The 26,580-nt window shown below is 69.3% G+C and carries 23 protein-coding genes and 1 pseudogene; 12 read left to right on the forward strand and 12 right to left on the reverse strand.

Features of this window, described 5'->3' with window-relative positions:
- The first annotated feature begins 49 nt into the window (after positions 1-49).
- On the forward strand, positions 50-532 hold the full coding sequence (locus FLL47_RS39090) for a hypothetical protein (RefSeq protein ID WP_144127726.1): 483 nt from the start codon (positions 50-52) through the stop codon (positions 530-532).
- 69 nt (positions 533-601) lie between these two features.
- On the opposite strand, the gene FLL47_RS39095 is transcribed toward FLL47_RS39090, so the two are convergent.
- Positions 602-1,378, reverse strand: coding sequence for a class I SAM-dependent methyltransferase (locus tag FLL47_RS39095; RefSeq protein WP_144127727.1), 777 nt, complete (start codon positions 1,376-1,378; stop codon positions 602-604).
- A complete protein-coding gene (locus FLL47_RS39100) occupies positions 1,379-1,549 on the reverse strand; it encodes a hypothetical protein (protein WP_186316187.1) in 171 nt (56 codons plus the stop codon). It abuts the gene before it with no gap.
- Between the two features lie 205 nt (positions 1,550-1,754).
- Between FLL47_RS39100 and FLL47_RS39105 the strand changes: the two genes are divergently transcribed.
- The 3 genes from FLL47_RS39105 to FLL47_RS39115 are packed head-to-tail and all read left to right on the forward strand — an operon-like array spanning position 1,755 to position 4,990.
- Positions 1,755-2,369 (forward strand): IS607 family transposase, encoded by a 615-nt coding sequence (locus FLL47_RS39105; protein ID WP_144127728.1) that lies wholly within the window; start codon positions 1,755-1,757, stop codon positions 2,367-2,369.
- Positions 2,366-3,748: an RNA-guided endonuclease TnpB family protein gene (locus FLL47_RS39110; RefSeq protein WP_144127729.1), complete on the forward strand. Its 1,383-nt coding sequence runs from the start codon at positions 2,366-2,368 to the stop codon at positions 3,746-3,748. The genes FLL47_RS39105 and FLL47_RS39110 overlap by 4 nt, the downstream gene beginning before the upstream one ends.
- A gap of 57 nt (positions 3,749-3,805) precedes the next feature.
- On the forward strand, positions 3,806-4,990 hold the full coding sequence (locus FLL47_RS39115) for an MBL fold metallo-hydrolase (protein ID WP_144127730.1): 1,185 nt from the start codon (positions 3,806-3,808) through the stop codon (positions 4,988-4,990).
- Between the two features lie 187 nt (positions 4,991-5,177).
- On the opposite strand, the gene FLL47_RS39120 is transcribed toward FLL47_RS39115, so the two are convergent.
- The 5 genes from FLL47_RS39120 to FLL47_RS43445 form a co-directional block, all read right to left on the reverse strand.
- Complete coding sequence (locus FLL47_RS39120; protein WP_144127731.1) at positions 5,178-6,401, reverse strand: RIP homotypic interaction motif-containing protein; 1,224 nt, start codon at positions 6,399-6,401, stop codon at positions 5,178-5,180.
- Between the two features lie 5 nt (positions 6,402-6,406).
- The gene (locus FLL47_RS39125) at positions 6,407-6,766 is read right to left on the reverse strand and encodes an RIP homotypic interaction motif-containing protein (protein WP_144127732.1); all 360 of its coding nucleotides are present in this window, start codon (positions 6,764-6,766) and stop codon (positions 6,407-6,409) included.
- A gap of 131 nt (positions 6,767-6,897) precedes the next feature.
- Positions 6,898-7,542 (reverse strand): GNAT family N-acetyltransferase, encoded by a 645-nt coding sequence (locus tag FLL47_RS39130; protein WP_144127733.1) that lies wholly within the window; start codon positions 7,540-7,542, stop codon positions 6,898-6,900.
- A 163-nt stretch (positions 7,543-7,705) separates the two neighbouring features.
- Positions 7,706-8,266, reverse strand: a complete 561-nt coding sequence (locus FLL47_RS43440; protein WP_186316188.1) for an ankyrin repeat domain-containing protein — start codon at positions 8,264-8,266, stop codon at positions 7,706-7,708.
- Positions 8,267-8,520: 254 nt separating this feature from the next.
- A complete protein-coding gene (locus tag FLL47_RS43445; protein ID WP_186316189.1) occupies positions 8,521-9,093 on the reverse strand; it encodes a hypothetical protein in 573 nt (190 codons plus the stop codon).
- Between the two features lie 277 nt (positions 9,094-9,370).
- On the opposite strand from FLL47_RS43445, the gene FLL47_RS39145 reads away from it, so the two are divergent.
- Both FLL47_RS39145 and FLL47_RS39150 read left to right on the forward strand, forming a co-directional pair.
- Positions 9,371-12,355 carry a S8 family serine peptidase gene (locus tag FLL47_RS39145; RefSeq protein WP_246159275.1) on the forward strand — a complete coding sequence of 995 codons (2,985 nt, stop codon included), beginning with the start codon at positions 9,371-9,373 and terminating at the stop codon, positions 12,353-12,355.
- A gap of 177 nt (positions 12,356-12,532) precedes the next feature.
- Positions 12,533-13,315 (forward strand): hypothetical protein, encoded by a 783-nt coding sequence (locus FLL47_RS39150; protein WP_186316190.1) that lies wholly within the window; start codon positions 12,533-12,535, stop codon positions 13,313-13,315.
- Positions 13,316-13,419: 104 nt separating this feature from the next.
- Here FLL47_RS39150 and FLL47_RS39155 read toward each other — a convergent pair whose 3' ends face one another.
- The 3 genes from FLL47_RS39155 to FLL47_RS39165 all read right to left on the reverse strand — a co-directional run bounded on the left by FLL47_RS39155 (position 13,420) and on the right by FLL47_RS39165 (position 15,735).
- Complete coding sequence (locus tag FLL47_RS39155; protein WP_186316191.1) at positions 13,420-14,265, reverse strand: ion transporter; 846 nt, start codon at positions 14,263-14,265, stop codon at positions 13,420-13,422.
- 93 nt (positions 14,266-14,358) lie between these two features.
- A complete protein-coding gene (locus tag FLL47_RS39160) occupies positions 14,359-14,754 on the reverse strand; it encodes a (R)-mandelonitrile lyase (RefSeq protein ID WP_144127738.1) in 396 nt (131 codons plus the stop codon).
- A 78-nt stretch (positions 14,755-14,832) separates the two neighbouring features.
- A complete protein-coding gene (locus FLL47_RS39165; RefSeq protein WP_144127739.1) occupies positions 14,833-15,735 on the reverse strand; it encodes a helix-turn-helix domain-containing protein in 903 nt (300 codons plus the stop codon).
- A 147-nt stretch (positions 15,736-15,882) separates the two neighbouring features.
- Between FLL47_RS39165 and FLL47_RS39170 the strand changes: the two genes are divergently transcribed.
- The 4 genes from FLL47_RS39170 to FLL47_RS39185 all read left to right on the forward strand — a co-directional run bounded on the left by FLL47_RS39170 (position 15,883) and on the right by FLL47_RS39185 (position 19,618).
- The gene (locus FLL47_RS39170; protein ID WP_186316192.1) at positions 15,883-16,740 is read left to right on the forward strand and encodes an aldo/keto reductase; all 858 of its coding nucleotides are present in this window, start codon (positions 15,883-15,885) and stop codon (positions 16,738-16,740) included.
- 50 nt (positions 16,741-16,790) lie between these two features.
- On the forward strand, positions 16,791-17,774 hold the full coding sequence (locus tag FLL47_RS39175) for an aldo/keto reductase (RefSeq protein WP_144127740.1): 984 nt from the start codon (positions 16,791-16,793) through the stop codon (positions 17,772-17,774).
- A 47-nt stretch (positions 17,775-17,821) separates the two neighbouring features.
- A complete protein-coding gene (locus FLL47_RS39180; protein WP_144127741.1) occupies positions 17,822-18,508 on the forward strand; it encodes a flavodoxin in 687 nt (228 codons plus the stop codon).
- A gap of 117 nt (positions 18,509-18,625) precedes the next feature.
- Positions 18,626-19,618, forward strand: a complete 993-nt coding sequence (locus FLL47_RS39185) for a helix-turn-helix transcriptional regulator (protein WP_144127742.1) — start codon at positions 18,626-18,628, stop codon at positions 19,616-19,618.
- Positions 19,619-20,620: 1,002 nt separating this feature from the next.
- On the opposite strand, the pseudogene FLL47_RS39190 reads toward FLL47_RS39185, so the two are convergent.
- Both FLL47_RS39190 and FLL47_RS39195 read right to left on the reverse strand, forming a co-directional pair.
- A pseudogene (locus FLL47_RS39190) lies at positions 20,621-23,845 on the reverse strand (S8 family serine peptidase); the annotation flags it as partial.
- Positions 23,846-23,949: 104 nt separating this feature from the next.
- Complete coding sequence (locus tag FLL47_RS39195; protein WP_144127743.1) at positions 23,950-24,342, reverse strand: VOC family protein; 393 nt, start codon at positions 24,340-24,342, stop codon at positions 23,950-23,952.
- A gap of 869 nt (positions 24,343-25,211) precedes the next feature.
- Here FLL47_RS39195 and FLL47_RS39200 point away from each other — a divergent pair.
- Complete coding sequence (locus FLL47_RS39200; RefSeq protein ID WP_144127744.1) at positions 25,212-25,421, forward strand: hypothetical protein; 210 nt, start codon at positions 25,212-25,214, stop codon at positions 25,419-25,421.
- A 178-nt stretch (positions 25,422-25,599) separates the two neighbouring features.
- Positions 25,600-26,580: ALF repeat-containing protein (locus tag FLL47_RS39205; RefSeq protein ID WP_246159277.1), on the forward strand; the 981-nt coding region annotated here is incomplete at its 3' end.

The following is a 26,580-nucleotide window of genomic DNA, read 5'->3' on the forward strand; positions in this document are numbered from 1 at the left end:
GGTACGCCCACCATCTTCAGCAGCCCAACGAGTGAATGGTCGTCGGTATATGGCGGTGAACTGGGCCGATGACGCCCCTGACACCGAAGCAGTCTGGCCGCGGCTCACCCGGGCGGAGCAGGCGACGATCGAGCAGGTCGACGCCGACCGCCTGGAACGTGAACGCGCCGCGATGGCTGCCCGTCTCGCCGCCGCGTTGCCGGAGCCGCGGTATGCGGTGCGCAACCGGTTCAGGTACTGGGAGCACCTGGTCCGGCGACTTGAGCAACGAACCCTCGGCGACGGTTACCTGATCGACCTCTATTTCAACGACCTGGCCAACCGCGACTCGCTCGATACGATCCTGGTCGCGCATCCGGGCCTGGCCGCTGGGCAGCTGGGCCCGCTGCTGGCCGCGCTGGATCGCCGGTTCGACGCGGCGACCGAGTTCGACGGCGGAGCCGAACGGCGGAGGTGGACCTCGCGGTTCGACTCCGCACAGCTGAGTCCGCGCTGGTTGCGCAGGCCGCGCGAGCTGCCCTGGGAGCACTGATCGCCTGCACTCCCGATGATCACCCAGGCACTGCCATTGGTCATCGCCAGGCTGCTCGGCGCGGTGATCCTATTGCGGGCTCGGCCGCAGCTCGGCCCGCAGCTGCAGGAACCGGAACACTCCCGGCCGGCCGGCCACCGTCTGATACCTGTCGACGACGGCATCCACGAATGCGGGGACGTCTGCGGCCGGTAGCCGTGACGTCCAATCCGAGAACCCGACCGTGCACCACTGCGCGAACTGATCACGGGAGCCGAAGTCCCATTCGCGGTCGACGACCGATTGCCGTGTGACTTGCAGACCTGCGCTGCCCGCGATCACGGGCAGATCATCGGGCTCGATGTGCAGGTACGGTTGCGCGAAGTCGGCGAACGCTGGCGCCCAGCGCGAATCGCGCGTCACCGCCATCGCGACGCGCTCGACGCTCGGGCGGGAACCGTGGCAGACGAACTGCACGAGCGCTCGTCCGCCGGGTTGGAGCGCCGCGGCGATGTTGCGGTAGGCGGTCTCCTGGTCGGCGACCCAATGCAGCGCGTTGAACGACACCACGAGGTCGAAGTCCGGCCCGAACCCCATGGTGGTGACGTCGCCGACCTGGAACGACACGTTCGTCAACTGGTCATCGGCAGCGCGAGCCGCCTCGATCATTCGTGGTGACGGATCGACGCCGAGGACGGACCCATCTGGCACGCGGGACGCGATCAGTCGTGTCACGCACCCGTCGCCACAGCCCACGTCGAGCACGCGCTCGGTGCCCTCGACCGTGACGGACTCAAGGGAAGCCGTCGCCATCGCACGCTGCAACTCACTGATGTGCGCGTAGCCGGCGCCGTCCCAGTCGGCCATTCACGCTCCCGGCCGCGTCGGTGGTGCGTCGTTCGGCGCGAGGTGCGCACCGACCTGGCGCAGAAGCGCATCTCTACCGTTCGAGTACAGGCCGTCGTCGTCGAACGCACCCGGCTCGCGGGTGACCGCCACGGTGATCGCGATCTTCGCCGGCGGCACAGGCGCGTTCATGGCTGCGCACATGATGCATTCTCTCGCCTTCAAAGGGAGAAAACCGATCGACGCCTTTTCTGGACTGGTTCAAATGGCGCAGGCTCGCAACTTGTCACGCGAGGATCTAGACGCTCGTAGGATCTTTTGCAGCGATCTGCATCGGGTTGCGAGGAGGCCGACTCTAGCTTGATGTTCTTTACTACTTCTACCTAGAGTTGCTTTCATGGGCAAGGTTTACCGGATTTCGGAGTTCGCGGAGCGCATCGGGCGCTCCGCGAGCACCGTGCGCCGCTGGGAGGCAGAAGGCCGAATCACCGCCCGACGCACGCACACTGGGCAGCGATATTTCGACGAATCCGACGTCTTTGCCGTACTCACCCCCGGCTTCACACGTGACGACCGCAAGGTGATCGTCTACTGCCGCGTGTCCTCCGCCGGCCAGCGCGACGACCTGGCATCCCAGCGCGCCGCGATGGAAACGTTCTGCCTCGCCCGAGGGCTGGCCGTTCACGAGTGGGTCAGCGAGATCGGCGGCGGCATGAACCTGTTGCGGCCGAAGCTGATCGACATCATGCGCCGTGTTAAGGCCGGGCTGGTGTCTACGCTGGTCGTGGCCCACAAGGACCGGCTGGCCCGGTTCGGTTTCGACTATCTCGCCCACGAGGCCGAAGCCGCCGGATGTGAGCTGCTGGTGGCCGATCAGGAGTCACTGTCCCCGCAGGAAGAAATGGTCGCTGATCTGCTCGCGATCGTGCACACCTTCTCGTGTCGCCTATACGGACTGCGCCGATACGAGAAGTCGATGAAAGCCGATGATCTGATCGGGAGCGGATCGTGAGGGTCACCCGGATCGCGTACTCGCACCGGCTCAACCCCGGCAAGTACGCCCAGCTCGAAGAGCAGGCCCGCCGTCTGGGCCGGGTCCGCTGTGAGGTCTGGCGGCGCTACGGCTCCGTCGCCGGGGCCGCATTGTCCGATCGGCAGGTCCGGGACCGGTGGCTGGCCGAGGGCACGCACCGCACCTTCGGGGTGCTGGCCAATGCGTGGAAGGAGACGGTCCGCGACGCGATGGCCGACATCGCCGCGCACCGGGCCGCGGCGAAGGTGAGGGTGCGCCGCGCGATCGGTCGGCGCACCACCGACCCGGCCGAGCGCAAGCGGCTGTTCATCACGTTGAGAACCGAACGATGGGCGGCTGATCCCTACCTGGCCCGGCAGATGCGCCGGCACTGGCGACGCGGCCACAACCGCACCCACGACCAGATCATCGTGCGTGCCGACCAGCACAACACCAGGGCCGACGCCCGCGGCCGGCTGTGGCTGGCCGTCTCGGGCCTGCGCCAGCGCGCGATGGTGAGGATCGGGCTGAACACCACCCTGGCACCGGCCGGCACGCTGCGGCTGATCCTGCGCGGCGGCCGGGTGGAGATTCACTACCAGATCGACTCCGCCGCCATGCCCACCTCGCAACGCCCCTGCGGCACTGGTGCAGTGGGTGTGGACAAGGGCTACACCGAGGCGCTGACCGATTCCGACGGTGACCACCACGGCACCGGCCTCGGTGCGCTGCTGACCGCCGAGTCGGACCGGATCAAGGAGCGCAACCGGCGGCGGGCGAAGCTGCGTTCGATCGCGAACTCGGCCGAGCAGCGCCGCGACAGGGCAAAAGCCAACCGGATTCGCAAGAACAACCTCGGCACCGTGAAGCGGGACCGGCAGGCCGCCAAGCACCGGGCCCGGGTGCGTACGGAGATCTTCGCCGCCGTGCACGCCGTGGTCGACAAGGCGTCCACAGTCGTCGCCGAGGACCTCACCAAGACCTTCGCCGGGCGTAAACCGCTCGGTAAGAACATGAACCGACGTCTCGCCGGGTGGACCAAAGGGGTCACCGCCGAGGCATTGAAGAACGTGTCGGAGCGCAGAGGTTCTGCGCTCGTGCACGTCAACGCCGCCTACACCTCACAAGTCTGTTCCGGCTGCGGTGCCCTCGGGGACCGCAGCGGGGACCGGCTTCACTGCACTGTGTGCGGGGTGGTGTGGCAGGCCGACGTGAACGCCGCGATCAACGTCCTGCAACGACATGGTGATCCCGACATCACCCTGCACACCCCACACCGAGTGGTGAAGCAGATCGTGCAGGCACGGGCCGATCGCCATCGGAGCAGACTGCCGCTCCCGGACTCCAGCCTGAGTGTTCAGCAGACGGAGAGCGAATAATCCGAATACCTCACTCAGCGATGAACAGGTGTGAGGAACAAAAAGGAAGCAGGAACGATGGCTGATGCCGAAGTTCACGAGATAGCCCCGAACCTCTGCGTCATCGAGGGTCACCACCCCCACCGCATGTGGGAAGACCCGGATATTCCGAGCATCGCGGTCTACAGGGGCGCATCGACTCTCTACCTGTTCGACACCGGCGTCGGTCCACCGCAGCGAAACTCGATCCTCGAGATGGCGGCGAGGTACGGACCGGCCGACGAAGTGCTCATCCTGTCCAGCCACGGGCACATCGACCATCTCGGCAACAACGACGTCGTCGACGACATCCCCGCGACGACCAAGCGGAACTACTTCCCGCGGGCCGGCCGGCCCGGACTCGACCCCAAGACGTTCTTCCGGGCGATGTACGAGCGGGGCGCGCCGTATTTCGACTACGCAGACGGCTTGAACCTCGACGCGGATACGGTCGGTTCACTTCTGCGCGGCGTCGGCGCCGACGATCGGGCGACGCCCGGCAACATCGCCGACCTCGGCGCCGCCATCGAGGCCGCCGGCGTAGCTCCGGCGATCTCGAAGTTCCTACCGGGGCTTGTCGTCGACATTCTGATGAGCACCTACCCGCCCGTGAACATCCGTGCCGAGTCGATGCGCGACTACGAGGAGCTCGGCCCTGCGCAAGACATCACGATCGGCCAGACGACGTGGAGCGGATGGACGTTCGGCGGCGGCGAGGTACACGTCTTCCAGACCGCGGGCCATTCGGCCGGAGGCTGCGTCTTCTACGTCCCCGAGCATCGTTTCCTCATGTTCGCGGACGAGACGACGGGCATCCCGATCTGGGCGGACACCAACCCGGCCAACACGGTCCGCACGATGCAACGCGCACTGCAGATGATGGACTCCGGCCACATCGTCACGGTGTGCGCGGGCCACCGCCCGATGCTGCCCCTGTCCGATGCCGAAGCACGTGCCACCCTTGGCGGAGTCATCGCGGGTGCGGAAGAATTCACGGCGACCGTGCGCGACGGGATCGCGAAACACCCCGACGGCATATGCATCGACGAGCTCTACGCCGAGCTGATCTCGGCCGCCGCGCCAGAGTCGATGATCGCGCTGTTGAAGCGGCTCCAGTTCCCGGTGTTCGCGACCTTCCTCAAGCTGACGCTGGCCAACGAGTGCCTGCTGCAGGGCTACCAGCAGGGGCGCGACGACAGGGGCCGCATCACGTTCCGTGTCTGAGGGCCCTTGCCCTGGACGTGAATGTTGTGGTGCCGGACCGGCAGGCATCGTGACGTGACCCCGGCGCGGTCGCCGACCCGGATCGAACCACCGCCGCCGGAACCAGGAACTAGACCGCGGTCGCCGGTGCCGCTCCAACCGACCCTGGCCGGAGGCGGGCAGGGACCGCTGGATCCGATCTGCGGGCCTAGAAGCCAGAGTGCAGGCTGGGACCGGCATGGCCGTGGTCGTCGGGGCCGTCGAGCCTGCGGTTGGGCGGGAGTCCGTCGTCCAGATCCGTGCGGAGCGGGTGCGAGCCGGGGGCGGATGGTGGGATGGGAGTTTCAAAAATTTCGAAGTCGGTGTCGGCAGGGTGGAAGGGGTCCGCGTTCAGGTCGATGTCCGCAGCTTTCAGGCCGACGTCGACGACGGTGGTCTGCGTGCCGCCGACGATTTGGACGCCGTGAGCGTCTGCCACGCGGAGGACCGAGACGTCGTGGACGTCGTACTGCACCGCGTGCACGCGGCCGTCGGTCCACACGATGGCGAGTTCGGACAGCTCGTCGCACAGCAGGTCGATCAGCTCGGCCATGGCCGAGTCGCGGCCCGGCGGCGGGCAGACGACGTCCACGAGCAGCTGGGCGAGAGCACCGTTGCCCTGCAGGAGCGAGACGCCGTCAGGCAAGCCGGTGATCCCGTACACGAAGCGGTTGTGCTGCTCACCGTCGTCGCTGATCTGAACGCCGCGCACGTCGAATGTCAGCAGGTCGCGGAGGAACTCGACGATCGGACCGTACCGGTCGCCGACCGTCAAGGTCAGCGGCGCGGGTGTCCAGGTCCAGCCAGGGCGCATCAACGCCCCCACCAGTTGGTCTCTCAGGCCGCGATCACCGGGTCGGGTCTGGAGCGCACGGATGAGCCACGCGATGGCAGGACGGCGCAGCAGGTCGTCGAAGCTGATCGCCGCCCCGCGCGTCTCGAGGATGAAACGGTTGACCTGGAGGTTGCGGTGCCCGATCTGGACGCCCCTGACGTTGTGCAAAGTGAGATGCAGGTCCGCGAGCGGGTCACGGGTGGTGTCGGGTGACGATGCCGCCACCAGCAGCAGCTCGGCGAGGCCGAACGCGGGCAGTTCGTCGTTGCGGCCTACCCGCAGCCGGTGGGGCAGATCCATGTATCGGAGCGGCGAACCCGACAGGAGCCGCAACCAGAATCCCTGATATCCGTACAGGGCGAGGGCGTTCGGGTTCAACAGGTCGCTGATGAGGAAGTCGACGGTCCGGGATTCGCTGGAAGACGCGTCGTCATCGTCGTCTGCGCCGTGGTGCCGGACGACTCGTTCGACGAGCAGATGTCCGTGCCCGGTGTCCGTCCACAGCCAGGAGATGTACAGCACGACCTGCGGCGGCTCGTCGTTCCATGTGGGATACACGGCGGTCAGCGCCTCCGCCCGGTCAGTGCGCGAAACAGCGTGGAGATTGCCTCGAGCAGGCCGGCACCGTTGTGCTGCACGGGGCGGTAACCGCCGATCTGGACTCCGCGCATGTTACGTGCGTTGATCGTCAGGCCTCCCGATGTGGCCGGGTCGCCGGGCGCGCCGGAGCCGGGCTCGGCGGTGGGGCGTGCCGTGGACCGGGTCGCGGTCCAGATGGAGAATCCGAGGCCGGTGACCCCGGCGACGGCGCCGACGACGCTCGCCAGCCGGTCGGCCTGCTCCAGTCCGATGAACAGGAAGGTCACGCCGAGCGCGGCGACGACGATGCCGGTCACCACCGGCACTGCTCGAGAGGTGCGCATGGATGGATTGTCCGACCGGCGCGCCACCACGTCGATGACGGATTCGCGTCGAACGATGAGCACTGTTCAATTGCCAGATCAGCCGGTGTCGAGTGTGGCTTGGAGCCGGCCGGGCACGGTGCTCCGCTCCGCTAGCCGATGCCCAGGACGGGCAGGCACTCCTCGACGCCGGTCAGTTCGATGTCGTCTCGGCGGACCCGTTGCCACGCGTCCCGGGTGAGCCGCCACTGTTGGATCCGCGCGGGCTCGCCTCGGCGGGTGTCCCAGTCCGTGCCGTTCGGTTCGTAGCCCAGGCCATGGGAGACGCGGTTGGACGCTTCGTTGTCGACGAAGGCGTCACTGCCGGCTTCGCGTGCGCCCAGCCCGGCGAAGGCCAGCTGCAGGATCGCCGCCCGCATCTCCTTGCCGAGCCCCTGTCCGCGGCTGCCGGGGGCCAGCCACGAGAAGCTGGACACCGTGCCGAACCGCGTGAAGTTCTTGCCGATGAGGTCCTGCATACCGACCGGTTCGCCGTCGACGAGCACGGCGAAGTACAGCCGCCACGCATCCGGGCTCACGCGGCCGCGGCCGGCCCAGATGCCCCGCAGCCATTGCCATTCGCGTTCGGGGCTGTCGGCGTAGAACGAGATCGGGTCGTCGAACGGCCACGGCTCGGCGTCGGCGACCCCGGCCCGCACGAGCGGCACAAGACGTTCCAGCAGCTCGTCGGACGCGCCGGCCAGCGTCAGGCGCGGCGTGCGGACTTCGACGTTCAGCGGGGGATAGGTGTGGGCCACGCCCGGACGGTAGCCAGCCCGTCGGGCCGCCGCATCCGGTTTCCCTGGGCGGTGTCCTGTACGTCATCGGAGCCAGAAGCTGGTGGCGGCGATGGTGACTTCGGCTTGGTGGTGGGCGGCGCGGCGGGTGATCTGGTCGTCGCGTTCCGGCTGATGGCCGCGTTCAATCCGGGGGGCGCGCGCCCTGGAGCAGGTCGACGGCGTCGATCCACACGAACCGGTACCTTCTCGGCTGGTGGAGGCCCTGTGCCGCGTCGACCGGGCGGCCCTGAGTGCTGGACGCTGCGATCGTGGGGTCAGCACCGCGGGCGAGCAGATGCTCGAGGACAAGGTAGCGAGTGGCGCGTTCGTCGGCCGGGAACTGTGTGGTGCCGGAGGCGGCGGCATACCAGAGCGCAGTCCGGCCGGTGCTGTCCACGGCGTCGATGGGGCACCCGCCGGCGAGCAGATCGTCGATGATGTCGAGGCGTGCCCTGGCGGGCGCGCGTCCTCCGCCCGAAGCCGCTTCGTGAAGTGCCGTTGTTTCGAACGTGGTTCGTGCGGATGGGTTCGCGCCGGCCGATAGCAGGTACGCGACCATGTCGGCGGCCCCGATGCCGGCGGCGACGTGCAGCGGCGTGTACTTGCGGTAGTTGCATGCGTCAATTGCTGCGCCCGCTGCGACCTGGCGGACCACTTCGTTGTGGTCGCGGGCCTGGGCAGCGACGTGTAGCGGAGTGTTCATGAGCGGTCCACAGATTCCGATAGTGACCGAGGTCGCTGGAAGAGAGCTGAGTTCGTGGCGGACCACAAGCATGGACGGCAGTGGCACATGCTGGCTATGGGCTGGTAGCGGGACCGCGAAGGGCCGCGGAAAGGAGCAGCATCCCATCGGGGCCGAGCACATGCTTGGCACCGACGGTGCGCAAGTGCTCTGCTGACGCCCTCGGGCCCGCGATACCGAGGAAGGGCATCCGTGCCGCTGCCGCCGTCTGCACGTCAAGTGCGGTTGAACCGATGAAGAGAGCCACCGCTGGGTCGGCTCCGAAGCATCGCAGCGCATCGCAACGGATGGGCGTCGGGCATCCAGCGCTGTGGCTGCACCGTCCACCGGCCGACCGCGTTCACCTGGTCGGTGAGGGCATGGATTGCCAGGTAGCGCTCCATGGTCCATGCGGCCTGATCGCCGACCATCGAGACGCCCTTGGCGGCGGCTCGGGAAGCCCGGACAACCTCGTGTGCGCCGGGCGTCGGATGGGCCTTCATCATGGCCAGAAGCTCCAGCCGGGCCAGCACGTCTTCGATGTCACACAGCAGTCGTACGTCACCGAGCGAGCCTGCAAACCGCATGACCATGAGCGGATCGTCGACCACCGTCAGCTCGGCAGGTACGCGATGGCCAGCGACCTCGACCAGGCCACGCACTCGATCGGCAGCGCCAAGGCTGCTCAGCTGTGGCGTCAGCGCGCAGACCGGGCCATCGACTGACAGGATCAAGGCGCGCGCTCTGACCAACAGGCGGGGAATCATGGTGCGCGCTTCGTCGGACGCGATCGCTGGGCTCTCCGGCATGGCGGGACCCTACCGGTCTTCCTCGCATGGCTGGCGGCCGCGACGGGCCCGGCACCCGACGGCGCTTGATCCGCCGTGGTCGAGCAACTCCGTTCTGTAGGCCAGTTGTATTCAAGTCGATGGTGATCGTCGTGTGCTCGGGTTTTGTATTTGCCTCTGGTGCCCACGAGCCGGAATGTGCAACGATCCCTTCGCATCGCGGTGCGGCGCTTCATCGTCAGTGGACCGGCACCCCGTGGTCCCACGCCGCCATCGCCTCATCCAGGAGGACACCCCCGTGAGATTCGATCGACTGGCCGGCAAACGCCCGGCCTCGATGGCGCTGGCCGTCGTCGCGACCGCCGCACTCGCGGCGTCGGCGGCAGGCGGCGCCCAGGCTGCCCCGCCGAGCTCGGACGCGACCGCGCTGTACCTGATCCAGACCGTGAGCGAGCCGGTCGCCAACTACGCCGGCGGTGTCAGCGGCTACGCCGCGACCCGGCCGGCCGCAGGTGAGCGCGTCGACGCGCATTCGGCCGCGGCGACCAGGTGGCGTGACCGCCTGCGCGGCGAGCACGACGCCGCCCTGCGCGGCGCCCGGGTCGACACCGGCAAGAAGTCCTACGACTACGGCGTCACGTTCAACGGTTTCAGCGCCCGGCTGACCGGGGCCGAGGTCGCGCGGCTGCGGGCCGACAACGGCGTGCTGCGGGTGTGGAAGAGCGAGCAGCTGCAGGCCGACACGATCACCACCCGTGACTTCCTGGGCCTGACCGGCTCCGGCGGGGTGTGGAACAAGCAGTTCGCCGGCGATGCGCACGCCGGCGAGGGTGTCATCGTCGGTGTCATCGACTCCGGCATCTGGGCGGAGAACCCGTCGTTCGCCGCGCTGTCCACGCCTCGGCCGGACCAGCGTGTCATCGACAAGAAGTGGAAGGGCACCTGCGACGCGGGTGTCGAGCAGCCGGTGGCCTGCAACAACAAGCTGATCGGCGCCCGCTATTTCCACGCCGATGCCAACGTCAACGACGTCGAGTTCCTGTCGCCGCGTGACTACAACGGCCACGGCTCGCACACCGCCTCGACGTCTGCCGGCAACTCCGGGGTGACCGCCTCCATCAACGGCGGCGTCGTCGGGACCGTGTCCGGTGTGGCGCCGGCGGCTCGCGTCGCGGCGTACAAGGTGCTGTGGCACAACCCGGTCGCGGGCAACTCCTCCGGCGGCACCGCGGACATCGTCGCCGCGATCGACGCGGCTGTCGCCGACGGCGTCGACGTCATCAACTACTCGATCTCCGGCTCGAGCCAGTACGTCGTCGACCCGGCCGAGATCGCGTTCCTCAACGCCGCCGCGGCCGGTGTGTTCGTCTCCGCCTCGGCCGGCAACTCCGGTGACACCATCGGCGTGAGCAGTGTCGCGCACAACTCGCCGTGGCTGACCACGGTCGCGGCCAGCACCCACGACCGCGGCAACACCAAGACCGTGACGCTGGGCGACGGTACGACCTACACCGGTGTCGGTGTCGGCGTGGCGGCCGGCCCGGCGGCGCTGATCGACTCGACCAGCGCCGGCCTGGCGGGCGCAGACCAGAACCTGGTGAACCTCTGCTACCTCGGCACGCTGGACCCGGCGAAGGTGACCGGCAAGATCGTGCTGTGTGACCGGGGCGGCAACGCCCGCGTGGAGAAGAGCGCCGCGGTCGCCCAGGCCGGCGGCATCGGCATGATCCAGGCCAACACCAGCGCCGCGCAGTCGCTAAACGCCGACTTCCACGCGGTGCCCAGCATCCACCTCGACGCCACCGCCGGCGCCGCGGTCACCGCGTACGTCGCCTCGGCGGCGACCCCGACCGCGAGCATCTCAGCGGTCAGCACCGACCCGGTGCGGGCCCCGGCCATGGCCGGCTTCTCGTCCTACGGCCCGGCACTGGCCGGTAACGGGGACCTGCTCAAGCCGGACATCACCGGGCCCGGTGTCGACATCATCGCGGCGGTGTCCCCGGCGGGCAGCGGCGGCAACAACTTCAACTCCCTGTCGGGCACCTCGATGTCGGCTCCGCACATCGCCGGTGTCGCCGCCCTGATCAAGAGCAAGAACCCGAAGTGGTCCCCGATGTGGATCAAGTCGGCGATGATGACGACGGCCAGCACCAAGGACAACACCGGCGCGCCGATCCAGTGGTCGCAGGGCGACGCGACGCCGCTCAACTACGGTGCGGGCCACGTCGTGCCCGGCAGCGCCTTCGACCCGGGCCTGGTCTACGACTCGACGCCGGAGCAGTGGCTGCAGTACGCGTGCGGCATCGGCCAGCTGCAGCTGATCACCGAGGAGTCGTTCTGCGAGTCGGTCGGCTCGATCGACCCGAGCGACCTGAACTACCCGTCGATCGCGGTCGGTGACGTTCCCGGTGCGCAGACCGTCACCCGCCGGGTGACCAACATCAGCAAGAACTCGTCGGTGTACACCGCACAGGTCAAGGCCCCGGCCGGGTTCACCGTCAAGGTCGAGCCCAAGACGATGACGGTCCCGCCGGGCAAGTCGAAGACCTTCAAGGTCACCATCACCCGCACCACCGCGGCCGCCGGCGCCTGGGCGTTCGGCTCGCTGACCTGGTCGGACCTGCGCAACCACAAGGTCACCAGCCCGATCGCGGTGCGCTACTCGGCGCTGGCCGCGCCGGTCGAGGCGAACGGCTCGGGCACCAGCGGCAGCACCACGCTGGCGCTGCGCACCGGCTACGCCGGCACCCTGACCACCGCCGTCGGCGGCCTGGTCGCCGCCGACGTCAGCAACCTGGCCTTCGCCGGACCGAACCCGACCTTCACCCCGGTGGAGTCGGACTCGGTCAAGAAGGTCACGGTGACGGTCCCGGCCGGCACCGCGGTGGCACGGTTCTCGACCTTCGACGCCGACGTGCCCGCAGGCACCGACGTGGACGTGTTCGTCTACCCGGCCGGTAACACCGCCAACCAGGTCGCCAGCAGCACCGGCGGCACCGCACAGGAGTCGGTGACCCTGTCCGAGGGCACCTACGACGTGTACGTCCACCTGTTCGCCGCAGGCGGCGCGGTCACCATGCCGGGTAACGCCTGGGTCGTGCCCAACGCGGCGGCGGGCAACCTCACCGCCACCCCGGCAAGCCAGACCGCGACCGTCAACGGCCCCGCAACGGTCACCGCGACCTGGACCGGGCTCACCGCGGGCGTCCGCTACCTGGGCGTTCTCGCCTACGGCAACGGCACCTCGCCCATCGGCCAGACGGTGCTCGCCATCAACGGCTGACCGGCAACGCAGTAAGCAGGGGGCGCCTTCCCGCCACGGCCGCCAGGCCGGGGAAGGCGCCCCCTGCGCGCTCGTACGGTTCGCAGACGCCGCTGGAACACGGCTCAACGAGGCCGGCGGTACCCGGGTCTTGCCCGCCAGGTCTATCCTGCGCCCATGAAACTCGGTGATCTTCGGTTGAGCCCGCTGGGCGCGGCGTATCTGGCCGTGTTCACCGTCGGCGGGGCGGTCGGTGCCCTGGGGGGAACAACCTGGATCCGATCCGACACCGCGGCCTTCCCCGGCACCCTGCTGTTCGGCGCCGTCCTGATGGCGGCCGTGCTGGTGGCCTCGCCGCCTCCGCGCATGGGCCTGCTGCTCGTTGCCTGGGTGCTCAGCCCGCTGCTCATGGCCGTGGCTGCCTGGGGACTGTGGTCGGCAGTGCTGACGGATCGCGGGCAACGGGTCGAAGCCACCGTCATCTCGCTGCGAGACGCCAAGGGATCGAGCCGCCACCTCTACTACACCCTCGCCGACCCGAGCGGCCGGCCCATTCCGGGGGAACTGGGGCGGTGGCCGGGGAGCAGCATCGGCGCCTCGGGCAACCCGGAGGGGACCGTCGGGCAACGTGTCACCGTCGTGCGAGATCCTGAAGGCCTGGTCGACCCGCGCCTGCCCGAGGAACTCACCGACGCCGCGGGCCTGTGGATCATCGGGCCGGGCGTCGCCTCCGTGATCGCCGTGCTGTGCGTGCTGGCCGGGCGGCCCGTAACCGATGACAGAACGAAACGTTCACGGCGGCGACCGGCCAAACGCTCCGCTGCCAAGTCCGGCACCCGCCCGCGGCGGAAGGGCAAGAACGGGCGCCGCTCATCCGGTACGCCGCAGGCGGGGCCTTCGCCTCACCACGACGGCTCAACGAAGTCAGCTGGCGCCGAGGTGTCCGCGGCTTCGCCGGGTGGTGGCGTAGCGGGTGCGTAGCCGCTGGTCGGCAGGGTCGCCGAGGCCCGGCGGCCGGGTCGTGGCATCATCCATGCCCACGGCTTGTCACTTGTGATCGACTCGCCGATTCCGTGCAGACCGGTTCACTCGGCGCCGGTGTCCGGCGTGGGCTTGTCTCCCGCCGCGAGGTGGCCGGTGAGCACAGCCAGCTGCTCCCGCAGGGCGGCGAGCTCCTTCACCTCCGCCCGCAGCTGGGCGAGCTCGGCGAGCACCGGCTCGTTCGACGGTTCCGGCGCTGTTCCGTTCTCCTCGGGTTGCAGGCCGAAGAAGCTGGCCAGAGAGCCTGCGAGCAGGCCGAGCAGGGCGACACCCATGAACATGATGGCCGTCCCGTCGATCCGGCCGGCGGTCGTGACGGGCACGATGTCGCCGTACCCGACGGTGGTCAGGGTGACGATCGCCCACCACAGCGCGTCGCCGAAGGTCGCGAACTCCGCGTTCACGGGGTGCTCTGCGTAGTAGGCCATGGCGGCGCCGACGAACAGGACCGCCCCTGCCATGATCGCGACGCGTCCCAACCGGGCGAACAGCCGCCTGACACCCTTGGTGGCGAGCACCAGCCGGCCGAGCCTGGCCAGTCGCAGGATCACCACGATGCTGCCGCCGTGTGCTCCGGCCAGCAGGAACCACGGTGCGGTGAGGATCACGATGGCGAGGTCGAACTTGCCCAGGCGGGTGCCCAGGTAGTTCACCAGCAGCCGCTCGTGGGTGAAGAAGTCGACGACGAACACGAGCCACGACACGACGCCGATCAGGACCGCGACCCAGTTTCCCTGCTCGGGGACGACGATCAGCGGCAGTACCGCGGACAAGATGATCGGTAGCCGGGCCAGGCGGTCGTATCTCGCCAGCGCTGCCGCAGCCGCCGCATCCCGCGGCCGGCCGCGTCGCGGGACCGCGTCGGTGCTTTGGCCTGCCGTCGCGTTCACACCACAGATCCTGCCCGTTTCGGGCCGCCGCGCTCGGGAACCGGGCGACTGCCGCCGTAGCGTGTTGTCCGCCCAGGATCGCGTCATGCCTTGTCAGCGCCGGTGGTACTCCTCATCGGTGACCAGCGCGCCCCACCGGGTTTCGGGGCCGTCGTCGGGCGCCTCCCACATGGCCAGGTGGCTCATGAAGTGGTCGGGGTCGGCGCCGTGCCAGTGCCATTCACCGGGCGGGGTGTGGACGGTGTCGCCGGGCCCGATCTCGGTCACCTGGCCGCCTCGGGCCTGGATGAGGCCGCGGCCTTCGGTGACGTGCAAGGTCTGGCCGACGGCGTGGCTGTGCCAGGCGTTGCGGGCTCCCGGGGCGAAGCGGACGACGTTGACCCGCAGCCGGGACGGACCTTCGCCTTTGGCGATGACGTCGAACCAGGCGTCGCCGGTGAACGTCTCGGCGGGGGCTTTGACGGTGGGCTGCTTGTTCACGATCTCCATAGGAAACTCCCGGCCGTGTCGATAGCGCTGTCGCCGGGGCCGCGCCTCGTTGAGCGCCCCGGAGCTTTGGACCCGCCGCTAGCGCGGTGCCGTGCCCCGGCCGGTGCGCGCGGGCCGGTCGGTGCCGTCCTCGCCGGTCCGGGGGCTCCAGGAGGCGAGGAACGCGAGCGCCTGCTCGGTGGGGCTGGCCGGCTCGCACGTGTAGGTGATGATCGTCAGGTCGGGGTCGCCAGGCAGCTGGAGGGCTTCGCCGGTGAGTTCGAGGTCTCCGGCGATGGCGTGGTGCATCGTCTTGGTGGCGGTGTGGTGCAGTTTCACGTTGTGGGTGGCCCACCAGGTGCGGAACGGTTCGCTGCGGGTGCTCAGTTCGCCGATCAGGTCGGTCAGGGCCCGGTCGTAGGGGTTGCGTCCGGCGTAGGTGCGCAGGGCGGCGACGCAGTCGGCGGCCACGGTCGGCCAGGCGGGGTAGAAGTCCTGTGCGCGGGCGTCGAGGAACAGGTAGCGGGCCAGGTTGAAGCTGTCGCCGGTGCCGAGCGCGTCGGCGTACAGGGCCCGGCCGAGGCGGTTGACGGCGAGGATGTCCATCCGTCCGTTGCGGGCGTACGCGGGGGCGTTGATGGTGTCGAGGATGCGCTGTACGCCCTGCCGCACGGTCGTCCGGTTCGGCACCCGCCGCGGCGTGCGGCCTGCTGTGGGCGTGTTGGCGGTTTCGGCGAGGTCGAGCAGGTGCGTGCGTTCGGCTTCGTCAAGCCGCAGGGCGCGGGCGAGGGCGTCGAGCACGGAGTGGGACACGCCGGTGAGGTTGCCGCGTTCCAGACGGGTGTAGTAGTCGGTGCTCATTCCGGCGAGCATGGCGACCTCTTCGCGGCGTAGCCCCTTGACCCGCCGTCTGCCGCCGAAGAACGGCACTCCGGCCTGCTCGGGGGTGAGGCGCTCGCGGCGGGTGGTGAGGAAGTCGCGGACCTCGCTGCGGTTGTCCATGGCTTCGAACCTACGGCGCTGCCCGGGTGCGCAGGGAGGGTCTGGCGTTACCGGGCAGGAGCGTCACTGCCTACGGCGCCGCAAGTGAGGTTTGGTGGAGGCAAGGCAAGCAGCAGGGCGAGTCGCGAATCGTGGGAGGAACCCGTCATGGCAGCGCAGAACCGCATGATCACGCTCAACAACGGGGTCCGGATGCCGATCCTGGGCTTCGGTGTCTTCCAGGTGCCGGACGAGCAGACCGAGCAGGTCGTCACCGAGGCGCTGGCGGCCGGTTACCGGTCGATCGACACCGCGGCGTCGTACGGCAACGAGCAGGCCGTCGGCCGGGCGATCGCGGCCAGTGGCATTCCGCGCGAGGAGCTGTTCGTCACGACGAAGCTGTGGATCCAGCACACCGGCGAGGACACCGCCAGACGCGAATTCGACAAGTCCCTGGCCAAGCTGGGCCTGGACTACCTCGACCTGTACCTGATCCATCAGCCGCTGGGCGACTACTACAGCTCGTGGCGGGCGATGCAGAAGCTGTACGGCGAGGGCCTGATCAAGGCGATCGGGGTGTCGAACTTCTTCGGCGACCGGCTCGTGGACCTCATCCAGCACAACGACGTCACCCCGGCAGTCAATCAGGTCGAGACGCACCCGTTCTTCCAGCGTGTGGCCGACCAGGAACTCATGCGGGAGTACGGCGTGCAGATCGAGTCGTGGGGTCCGTTCGCCGAAGGCAAGAACGACCTGTTCACCAACCCGGTCCTGACCGGGATCGGCGCCGCGCACGGCAAGTCCGTGGCCCAGGTCGTGCTGCGCTGGCTGATCCAGCGTGACGTCGTGGTCATCCCCAAGTCGGTACGGCCCGACCGGATGGCCCAGAACCTCGACGTCTTCGACTTCGAGCTCAGCGACGAGCAGATGGCCCGCATCGCCGCCCTGGACACCGGCAAGTCGATGTTCTTCGACCACCACGACCCGCAGATGGTCAAGTGGCTCGGCGGACGCCGCGTCGACTGACCCACCGACCACCGGTCTGCCTGCGGCAGATCCGACAGCGAGGAGACGTCATGCACACGGCACACCTCGGCAAGCTCGAAGTATCCCGGATCGGTCTGGGCGCGATGGGCATGTCCCACGGCTACACCGGCGCCGGAACAGACGACGCCGAATCGATCCGCACCATCCACCGCGCCCTCGACCTCGGCGTGACCCTGCTCGACACCGCCGAGATCTACGGCCCGTACACCAACGAGGAACTCGTCGGGCGCGCCCTGAAGGGCCGCCGCGACCAGGTCGTCCTGGCCACCAAGTTCGGCCTGGTCGCCCACGACGGCCGCGGCCCGTGGACCCTGGACAGCAGCCCGGCCAACATTCGCCTCGCCGTCGAAGGCTCGCTGCGGCGGCTCGGCACCGATCACATCGACCTCTACTACCAGCACCGGGTCGACCCGGGCACACCGATCGAGGACACCGTCGGCGCGCTGGCCGACCTCGTACAGCAGGGCAAGATCAGGCACATCGGCCTGTCCGAGGCCTGGACCGGCACCATCCGCCGCGCCCACGCCGTGCACCCGATCACCGCGCTGCAGTCGGAGTACTCGCTGTGGACGCGCGACCAGGACCAGATCCTGCCGCTGCTGCGCGAACTGGGCATCGGCCTGGTCGCCTACTCGCCGCTCGGACACGGGTTCCTCACCGGCACCATCCGCACCGCGCAAGACATCCAGCGCCTGGACGACAGCGACTTCCGCAAGAACAACCCACGCTTCACCGGCCGCAACCTCGAACGCAACCTGCGCATCGCCGACGAGGTCCAGGCCGTCGCCGACCAGCTCGGCGCCACCCCGGCCCAGGTCGCCCTGGCCTGGCTGCTGGCCAAAGGCGACGACATCGTGCCGATCCCGGGCACCAAGCGGGTCCACCGCGTCGAGGAGAACACCGCCGCCGACACCACCGCCCTCAGCGCCGAGCAGGTCGCCGTCCTGGACCGGCTGACCCCGGCCGAAGGCGGCCACCACACCGACGACCAGATGCAGATGATCGAACGCTAGCCCGAGCACCGAGCTGAAGCCCGACAAGCGACCCGGAGGTCAATGACATGCGCGACATCACGGTGCCGCGGCGATCGCTGCTGCGCCTGGCCGGTGCGGGTGCGATCGGCACCGCGGCCGCGAACATGCTCGGCGGCTGCCGGTCCGACACATCCCCACAGTCGGCGGCCAGCGCGCCGCCGCGCACCTCAACCGCGCCGGACGGCCGGCGCAAGGTGCTGTTGGCCTACTTCTCCCGTGCCGGATGGAACTACTTCAACGGCGGCCGCAAGTTCCTGCAGACCGGCAACACCGAAGTCCTGGCCGCCATGATCGGCAAGCTCATCGGGTGCGATGTCCACCGCATCGAAGCCGCCGACCCCTACTCCGACGACTACGGCGACACCGTCGCACGCAACGTGCGCGAGCAGAACGCCGACGCCCGCCCCGCCATCGCCAACCCCCTGGCGTCGATCGACCAATACGACACCTTGCTGCTGGCCAGCGGGATCTGGAACGTCCGCGCACCGATGATCATGTCGACGTTCGCCGACAGCTACGACTTCGCGGGCAAGACCGTCCACCCGGTCACCACCTACGCCATGAGCGGGCTCGGCACCACCGAGCGCGACTATGGCGCATCCTGCCGGGGCGCGACGATCGCCGCCGGGCTGGCCGTACGCGGCGAGGAAGTGGAAGGCGCGGGCCCCGCCGTCGAAGCCTGGCTGCGCCGGAACAGCCTGCTGAAACCATGATCGAATGTGGTGAGCGGCTCGAGGCCGCGCAGCCCCGCTCCCGCCGGCGACTGTTCAGCACGTGCCGCCATGGCGCATACTCTCCCCGCAACGGCAAGGGAAGGGGCCGGTCGCCGAATGCTGGATGCGCTGGGCCTCGACCCCGACGACGAGCACGTCTACCGTGCCCTGCTCGGACAGCCGGACGCCACCGCGATGCTGCTGTCGGACCTGCTCGCCGTGCCGCGACCCGACGTCGACAAGGCGCTGTCGCGGCTGGTCGACTGGGGACTGGCGGTCAAATCCTCCGATGAACAGTTCACGGCCGCGCCGCCGGCCATGGCGCTCGGTGCTCTCATCACCCAGCGCCGCGACCGGCTGCGGATGGCCGAACAGGCACTGGTGACCTTCGCCGAGCAGCACCGGGCGGCGATGACCGGACGCAGCATCAACGACCTGATCGAGGTCGTCACGGGCGTCGACGCGATCCGCCACCGCTTCCTGCAGGTGCAGCAGGCGGCCCGTACCCAGGTCCGCAGCTTCATCACCGCACCGTTCGTCGCCGTGCCGCCCGAGCAGAACACCGCCGAACCCGCGGCCATCGGCCGCGGCGTGCAGTTCCGGGCGGTACTGGACCGGGCGGTGCTGGCCGAGCCGGGCATCGTCACCGACGCCATCGCGTCGCTGCACAGCGGCGTGCAACTGCGCGTGGCCGACCGACTGCCGATGAAGCTGGTGCTGGCCGACGCCGACCTCGGCCTGGTGCCGCTCACGGTCAGCCCGACAGGGGAGCCCGGCGCGGTGCTGCTGCACCGCAGCGGACTGCTGGATGCGCTGGACGCGCTGTTCGAGACGGTGTGGCACACCGCCTACCCGCTCAAACTGTCGAGCAACGCCGGTGAGCCCGACACCGTCACCGAATCCGGTCCGCAGGGCCCGACCGACCTCGACCGCGAGATCCTCACGCTGCTGCTGGCCGGGCTCACCGATCAGACGGTCGCGACCCAGCTGGGTCTGTCACCACGCACGCTGCACCGGCGCCTGCGCCACCTCATGGACATCGCCGGCGTCCAGACCCGGATGCAGCTGGGCGGTTACGCCACCCGACAAGGCTGGGTCGACTCGTCCTGACCAAAGGAAAGGGCCCCCTCGACGGAACTCCGTCGAGGGCGCCCCTGCCTACGGGCTGCGTCAGAAACGCAGGATGGCGTGGGTCTTGCCCGAGCCGTCCATGGCGATGCCGTAGACGACGAACCCGCCGTCGTCGGTCACGTCCGCCGCCTCGGACAGCCACCACTTGTCGGTGCCGAGCATGTTGGACAGGTCCCACATCCGGCCCTGCGGGTCCCAGGCCACGACGTGCGGCTCGTACGGCGCGACGTCAGCCTCGCCGATGATCCAGCCGGAGGCGTTGATGCCGACGGCCTTGGAGTGCAGCCCGAAGTCGGGCAGGCGCCGCATGCCGCCCTCGGCGGTCCAGATCGCGGCCCGGTTGCCGCTCTCGCCGACCGCCGTGCCCGCATCGTTGATCTCGACGAGGAAACTGTGCTCGCCCGCGGCCGCCGGGCCGATGCGGTGCACGTTACCGGCGGCGTCCCAGCGGACCGCGGTCTGGTAGCCGGCGGCGTCCATCGACACGCCGACGACAGTGCCGCTGGAGTTGATCGCGTACGGCTCGGTCAGTTCCGGGTTCGCGGACAGGTGCGGCAACTTCACCATGCCGCCCTGCGCGGTCCACCGGAACCCTTCGTAGTGCCAGTACCAGTCGGCGTTCTCGGTCACCGCCGTCACGGAACCGACCACCGCTCCGGCGTCGTTGACGCCGTAGCCGATGCCGTAGATGGCGTCGGGCCGCCAGGCCGGCAGCGCCAGCTCGGTCACCGTGCCGTCGGCGTGGAAGACGGCCGGCAGCGTCGGCGTGTGGCTGTACTCGGAGAACCCGGCGCCGTCACCGTGGTTGTTTAGCCCGAAGATGTGGCCGCTCTGGTCGAGGTAGGGCTTGATGCCGCCCTCCTTGGTCCAGCGGGCCGGCCTGGAGACCGAGTCGACCTGCGTCGATCCGGCCACGACGCCGTCGATGGCGGTGAACGCGGCGAACGGACCGAACTCGCCGTCCACGTGCACTGAGGGTCCGTGCACCGCCTCGATGGTGAGCCCGGCCCGTCCGACCACCGCACCGGCGGTGTTGACCAGGTCCAGGTCGCCGTGGAGTTTGCGCCCGGCCGGCGCGGTGCCGGTCGCGGTCACATCCGCCGTGACGGTCTTCGTCTCACCGCGCGCCAGCGCGAGCGGAGCCGCGAACGTGGTGGCCACGGTGCCGTTCGACGGGCTGCTCAGCTCATCGACGTAATCGATCTCGGTGGAGCCGGTGGGAACGGAGTACCCGTCGATCCAGACGGCGTAGAAACCGGCCGGCGGGTTGTCGATCTCCACCTTCTCCTCGGAGTCGCCGTCGGCGCTCTGCCCGAGCACGACACCGTTCGCGACGACGATGAGGTCGAGGTCGGCCGCCGGATCCGACGGGTTGCCGATCCGGGCGGTGAAGCGGCCCGTGCCGAACGGCACGAGGACCTCGTACATCTTCTGCTGCTGGTTGCCGACGGTGGGCCGCTCGGTGCGGCGGCTGCTCAGCGGCGAGGTCGACGCGGCGAGCTGCACCGCGCCCAGGTGGTTGGTGACCTCCCAGCTGACCGGGACGGGCGAGTGCATCTCCAGGGTGCCCAGCGCCACCTCGGCCTTGGCGCTGGCGCCGAAGACCTGCGTGGAGAGCCGGTACGCGCTGTTTTTGGTCGGTGAGGTGCGGGAGACCTCGACGGTGATCTCCCAGACGCCCGGCAGCGGGTCCTTGAAGGTGCGCAGGTTCGGGTCGCAGCCTTCGACGGCGTCCATGTTCGTGTAGCAGCCGTCCTCCACGGCCACGCCGTACGGGTGCTGCGCGACGAACCGCACGCGGTCGCCGGCATCCACGCCGTCCAGCTTGACCTGCAGGCTTCGGGTCTTCTCCGGCACGGTCACCAGGTACGACTCCGTCTGGGCCTTGTCGATGCGGCCGGTGTGCGTCCGGGCGTAGGTCGGTGCGGCGAGCTCGTCGGCGACCGCGACGGTGGCCATCATCCGGGCGTCGGTGCCCCGGGTCGACGGGTCGTCGAGCTTCATGACGGCGCTGTGCACGCCGTTGCCCTTCGGACGCACCCACACCGGCACCGCGACAGGCTCGTTCAGCGGCAGCCGCACGGTGTCGTACATCGCCTTGAACGTGCCGTCGTTGCCGGTCCAGCTGATGCGGTGCAGGTTCGCGCCGGCCGGTCCGCTGGTACGGGTGACGAGGACCTGCTGCAGGGTGGGGATCGCGCCGGGGCAGCGGTGGTAGAGCCCGGTGCCCCGCCCGGGGGTGGTCAGGTACGCCGAGATGGGCGTGCAGACCTGCGCGTCGATGGTGTACGCGCTGGTGGCCAGGCCGCCCTTGGCCAGCGCCTGCCAGGCGTCGTCGACGTCGAGCAGGCCGTTGCCCTGCTCGTGGGCGTCCACGCCGGACAGGAACTGCGCGCTGTCGTAGAGGGCGGCACGCAGGTTCGCCGGCTTCGCGTCGACGCCGGTCGCCTTCGCGGCCGACAGCAGCAGCGCGGCCGCGCCCGCCGCCTGGGGCGAGGCCATCGAGGTGCCGTTGAACATGCTGTAGCCCGGCGGCAGTTCGTAGCCGACGCCGGTGACCGGGGAGCCGGGCAGCCAGGTCGGGGTGGTGCTGATCGCCGCGCCGGGCGCGACGATGTCGGGTTTGAATCCGCCGTCCTCGCGAGGACCGCGGGAGGAGAAACCGAAGACGCCCATCCGGGTGTCGACGTCGGAGCCGTAGTCGGCGGCCCAGGTGGCGCTGGACACCGAGGCACCGACCGCGACGGCGTCGCTGGCCACGGCCGGGTCGCCGATGGTGTTCAGGCCGGGTCCGGAGTTGCCCGCGGACAGGAACAGCTGCACGCCGAAGTCGTTGATGAGCGTGTTGTAGAGGTGCGCGCGGGCGTCGGCGCCGTCGTTGAGCGCGGGCAGTCCGCCGATGGACATGTTGACCACGTCCACGCCCCGGTTCACCACCAGGTCGATCATGCCTTCGGTCAGTGCGACCGCGGTGCAGCCGCCGCTCCAGGTGCAGGCCCGCGACGAGACGATCTTCGCGCCGGGGGCGGCGCCGTTCATTTTCCCGCCGAACAGGCCGCGGCCCGCGGCGATGCCCGCGACGTGGGTGCCGTGCGCGCTCTCGGGCAGGCCGATGCTGACGAAGTCGGCGGTGCCCTCCCGGCCCGCTGGGGCCAGATCGACGCCGAGCCGGTACTCCACGGTGAACGGCATCGACTCGTTGAGCGCGGTGGCCGGGTCGTCGGTGCCGAAGCGGCCCGCCTTGTGCTCCTCCCGGAACGGCCGCAGCAACGGCTCGTCGGTGAAGTCGCGGTCGGCGTCGGAGTCGACCCAGATCGCCTTGTCACTGGGGCGGAACAGCACGATGAAGGAGTCCCAGTTGTCGCCGTCGCGGTTCACATCGCCGTTGACGTCATTGGGACCGGCGGTGGCGTACTCGTAGAACTCGGCGACCCGGAACTCGCCGGCGGCCGGCGCAGTGTAGGTGCGCCACTGGAACTCGAACTCCGTCGTGGCGGTGACCGTGGCGGCCATCTCCAGCCAGGTGTTGTCGCCCTCGGTGAGCGGGTCGGTGGCGGTCACCCAGTCCACGATCTTGCGCTCGCCGGTCGTGGTCGTGGCCAGCGCCGGGTGGTCGAGGTCCACGCCGGAGTCCAGGATGCCGATGGTGACCCCGCGGCCGTCCCACGTGCGGTGGTCGGCGACGAAATCCACCGCGCCCGTCTCGTGCGTGGGCAGGTACGGGTTCGCCGCGGGGGTCTTCGCGCCGGGCGCCTTGGCGGTGCCGCCGTGATGGCGGCCCTCCGTGGCCGGAACCGGGTCGGCGAGCTTGATCTCCTCGTCGAGGTCGACGGCGAGCACCGAACCCTTCTGCGCCACGGTGTCGACGGCGCCGACGGGCAGGCTCGCCCGCAGGTAGCCGACCTTGGGCTGGGCCGAGGCTACGGTGCCGCCCGCCGCCTCGACGGCCTTACGGGCCGCGTCGAACTGGCCGGGGGCGACGGCCACCATGGTGGTGACCTTCTTCTTGCCATCGCGTACGGCCTTGACCAGCAGATCCCGGTCGTGCGAGCCGAGTTTGTCCTTCTTGGCGAAGCCCGGGCCCTTGAGCACGCCGGGCGGAGCAGGTTCAGGTTTCGGTGCGGCGCTCGCCGCCGGCGCGATGGCCAGTAAAGCCATCGTCGTGAGCAGAGCCGTGCTCAGACGGCCGAGTTTCTTGGGGGACATGCTTCGGCAGCCTCATCGTGCCGCCCGGCAATCGCAAGATCTTCTCGTGGCGAGGTTTTGCCGTGGCAGTGGTTCGCCAACCTGTGGTGCCCCGGATCGGATGATCACGGCAGATTGAGCTGCCAGGACACCCCGAAACGGTCGTTGACCCAGGCGAAGCGGGTGCTGAAGCCGTAGTTCGCGAGCGGCATGAGTTCCTTGCCGCCGTCGACGAGTGCCGCGTGCAGGTGGGTGAGCTCGGCGTCGTCCTTGCACTGCACGAACAACGACAGCGACGGCGTGAAGGTGAAGGCGTGCTTGACGGAGCTGTCACTGCACAGCACCCGCTGCCCGGCCACCCTGAACTCGGCGAGCTGAACGCCGATGTGCTCGCCCTGGTGCGGCGTGACCGAGAGGATCTCGCCATCGTCGAACAGGGAGACGTAGAAGTTCATGGCCTCCGTGGCGGCGCCTTCGAACATCAGGAACGGGGTGATTGTGGTGTCAGCGGCCGTCATGGCCGACACGTTAGGCAAGCGTGTACTTGCCTGTCAAGGCGGCACGCCCGTGACCCGCCACGACGAACCACAGCTCACCTCCGGAGACTCGCGCGATCCCGGAGGATGCGAGGCCGACGCAGAACCGGGCCACCACCGCGCCCTGGCGACCCGGAGGTAGCGGACAAGTCTCCTGGTCAGGTGCCTGGCTACCTGCGGACGTCCACCGTCGTCGAAGTCGTCGCCGAAAGATTGTGACGACAGCACCGAGCAGGAGGAACGGAGATACCACCGAGAGCGAAGTTCCACCGGTCGGCTACTGCGAGAATCGACTGTGGCTGGACCTGACGGCTGGAGTCCCCAGGCATCCCTTGCAATAGCCCGATCGCCGTCCTTGCGTATCGGCTACCGGGTCGGACCGCACCATCAGCGCGTAGGTAGGCAAACCGACGTTGTGCACCGCGAACTGATCACTAGCCACATCGGATACGAAAGGCGGCCTCGCCGCCTACGACAATCCGGCCGCCGGCACGACGCCATGACTCCGTCCATGGCGCCTCACCGAAACAGCATTCTGCTCACACGTGTTCACGAAATCCCGGCAGCAGGAAGCTTTCCACGCAAGATGTCTCCGGCCGTAACTGGATCCAGCCGGTGCGCAGCGGAACGCCCACTGCCGACGGTTGTCGGGTCTTGACTCGCTCGACGGGGGGACGCTACGGTCCGCGAGCGGAGCCGGATAGGCGAACTGCAATAAACGAATAAACGGGGAGTTCGTGTCATGGTTTCCATGTCGCGTCCAGTGGCGTGTCGTTGCCGCCACGGCGATCGCAGTGTCCATATCGGTGCTGGGCTGCAGTATCAGCCGACCAACAGCCACGCCGGTAGCGGTGATCCCGGTCAACCTCACCACCGGCCAGTTCCCCTTGAGCGGCAGCGGAGTCATCACCGTCTACCCCACCGCCCCGTCGGCTCCGGCCGCATCGGCCCTGAACTTCACCGACGGCCTGGGCAGGTTCAGCAACAGCACCATCACCGACACGGAGGCAGCAGCCACCGTCATGGTCGCCGCCGGCGGACCACCGCATACGTCGTCGTGACCGGTACCGGCAACTTCGCCAACGCATGACCATCGGCGGAGTCCGTCCGGGCGGCGACCGATCCAGCCGCCCGGACGGACTCCGTTCTTCGCCATCGCCGGACCGCGGGGCGGTTCCGGCCGCCGTTTGCCATCCCAACGGGGAATCGGAGAAAACCTTGAGATCGTCACCTGACCTTGTGATAGCCACGCCGCGTCGCTGGGACGCGAGCAGACGCCGCGCGCTGGTCGCGGCGTTGACAGTGCTGGTGCTGCTGTCGGTGTTCCTGCACGGCACCAAGGCGCGAGCCGAGGATGAACCCCTCGCCGCGGACCGGTCGCTCGTGGTGTCGGCATGGCTGCTCGGCGGTGGGCAGGTCCGAGCCGAGGCCGAGGCCGCGCTGGTGGGCTCCGACGACCAGGTGCGGGCATTCCTGAGCGCCGGATGGCAGCAGGCGCGGCAGGCCGACGAACGCGACGCGGTCACCAGCGTCATCGCCGAGGCCGGGCCGTCGGTGCGCGCCGCGGCCCTGCAGGCGCTGACCGCGGCCGATGCCGGCGACCAGAATGCGATTTCGGCATTCCTGGACGGCGGATGGCAGGGACCGGCGGACATCGACACCCGGGTGTCGGTCAACCAGTTGATGGCGATCGCCGGCCCGCAGGTCCAGCAGGTGGGCCAGCAGGCGCTGGATTCGGAGAACCCGGGCGTGCTGCGGGCTTTCCTGGACTCCGGCTGGCAGGTGCAGTGGCAGACCGACCAGCGGCTGCGGGTCAACCAGGCCATCGCCACGGGCGGTCCGCAGGTGCGCGCGGCCGGGCAGAAGGCCCTGGACGCGGGCACGCCGGAGAGTATGGAGGCGTTCCTGTCCTACGGGTGGGCAGTGGCGTCGGCTCGCGACGACGAGACCGCGACGATGGCCGAACTGCTGGCGCAGGCGAAGGTCGCCGGCGAGGAGGCGGCGCGGGAGACGCAGCAGGCGACGCAGGAAGCGGACCGGGCCAAGCAGGCCGCCGAGGCCGCGGCCCGTGCGGCGGCTGCTGCCGCGGCTGCGACCGAAGCGGCGCGTGACAACACCGAGCAGGCTGCCGCGCACGCCAAGCGGGCGGCGGTCGCCGCGGACAAGGCGGCGCAGGCGGCGCAGGTCGCCGTCCAGGCGGCGGCAGCCGCCAGCCGGGCG

It is taken from the genome of Catellatospora sichuanensis (genome assembly GCF_007483665.1).
Lineage (GTDB): Bacteria > Actinomycetota > Actinomycetes > Mycobacteriales > Micromonosporaceae > Catellatospora > Catellatospora sichuanensis.

Bases quoted from the DNA above. Each gene is read 5' to 3' on its own strand.
- FLL47_RS39090 (WP_144127726.1), top strand. From the start codon at position 50: ATGGCGGTGAACTGGGCCGATGACGCCCCTGACACCGAAGCAGTCTGG.
- FLL47_RS39095 (WP_144127727.1), bottom strand. From the start codon at position 1,378: ATGGCCGACTGGGACGGCGCCGGCTACGCGCACATCAGTGAGTTGCAG.
- FLL47_RS39100 (WP_186316187.1), bottom strand. From the start codon at position 1,549: ATGAACGCGCCTGTGCCGCCGGCGAAGATCGCGATCACCGTGGCGGTC.
- FLL47_RS39105 (WP_144127728.1), top strand. From the start codon at position 1,755: ATGGGCAAGGTTTACCGGATTTCGGAGTTCGCGGAGCGCATCGGGCGC.
- FLL47_RS39115 (WP_144127730.1), top strand. From the start codon at position 3,806: ATGGCTGATGCCGAAGTTCACGAGATAGCCCCGAACCTCTGCGTCATC.
- FLL47_RS39125 (WP_144127732.1), bottom strand. From the start codon at position 6,766: ATGCGCACCTCTCGAGCAGTGCCGGTGGTGACCGGCATCGTCGTCGCC.
- FLL47_RS43440 (WP_186316188.1), bottom strand. From the start codon at position 8,266: ATGAACACTCCGCTACACGTCGCTGCCCAGGCCCGCGACCACAACGAA.
- FLL47_RS43445 (WP_186316189.1), bottom strand. From the start codon at position 9,093: ATGCCGGAGAGCCCAGCGATCGCGTCCGACGAAGCGCGCACCATGATT.
- FLL47_RS39160 (WP_144127738.1), bottom strand. From the start codon at position 14,754: ATGGAGATCGTGAACAAGCAGCCCACCGTCAAAGCCCCCGCCGAGACG.
- FLL47_RS39165 (WP_144127739.1), bottom strand. From the start codon at position 15,735: ATGGACAACCGCAGCGAGGTCCGCGACTTCCTCACCACCCGCCGCGAG.
- FLL47_RS39170 (WP_186316192.1), top strand. From the start codon at position 15,883: ATGGCAGCGCAGAACCGCATGATCACGCTCAACAACGGGGTCCGGATG.
- FLL47_RS39175 (WP_144127740.1), top strand. From the start codon at position 16,791: ATGCACACGGCACACCTCGGCAAGCTCGAAGTATCCCGGATCGGTCTG.
- FLL47_RS39180 (WP_144127741.1), top strand. From the start codon at position 17,822: ATGCGCGACATCACGGTGCCGCGGCGATCGCTGCTGCGCCTGGCCGGT.
- FLL47_RS39185 (WP_144127742.1), top strand. From the start codon at position 18,626: ATGCTGGATGCGCTGGGCCTCGACCCCGACGACGAGCACGTCTACCGT.
- FLL47_RS39195 (WP_144127743.1), bottom strand. From the start codon at position 24,342: ATGACGGCCGCTGACACCACAATCACCCCGTTCCTGATGTTCGAAGGC.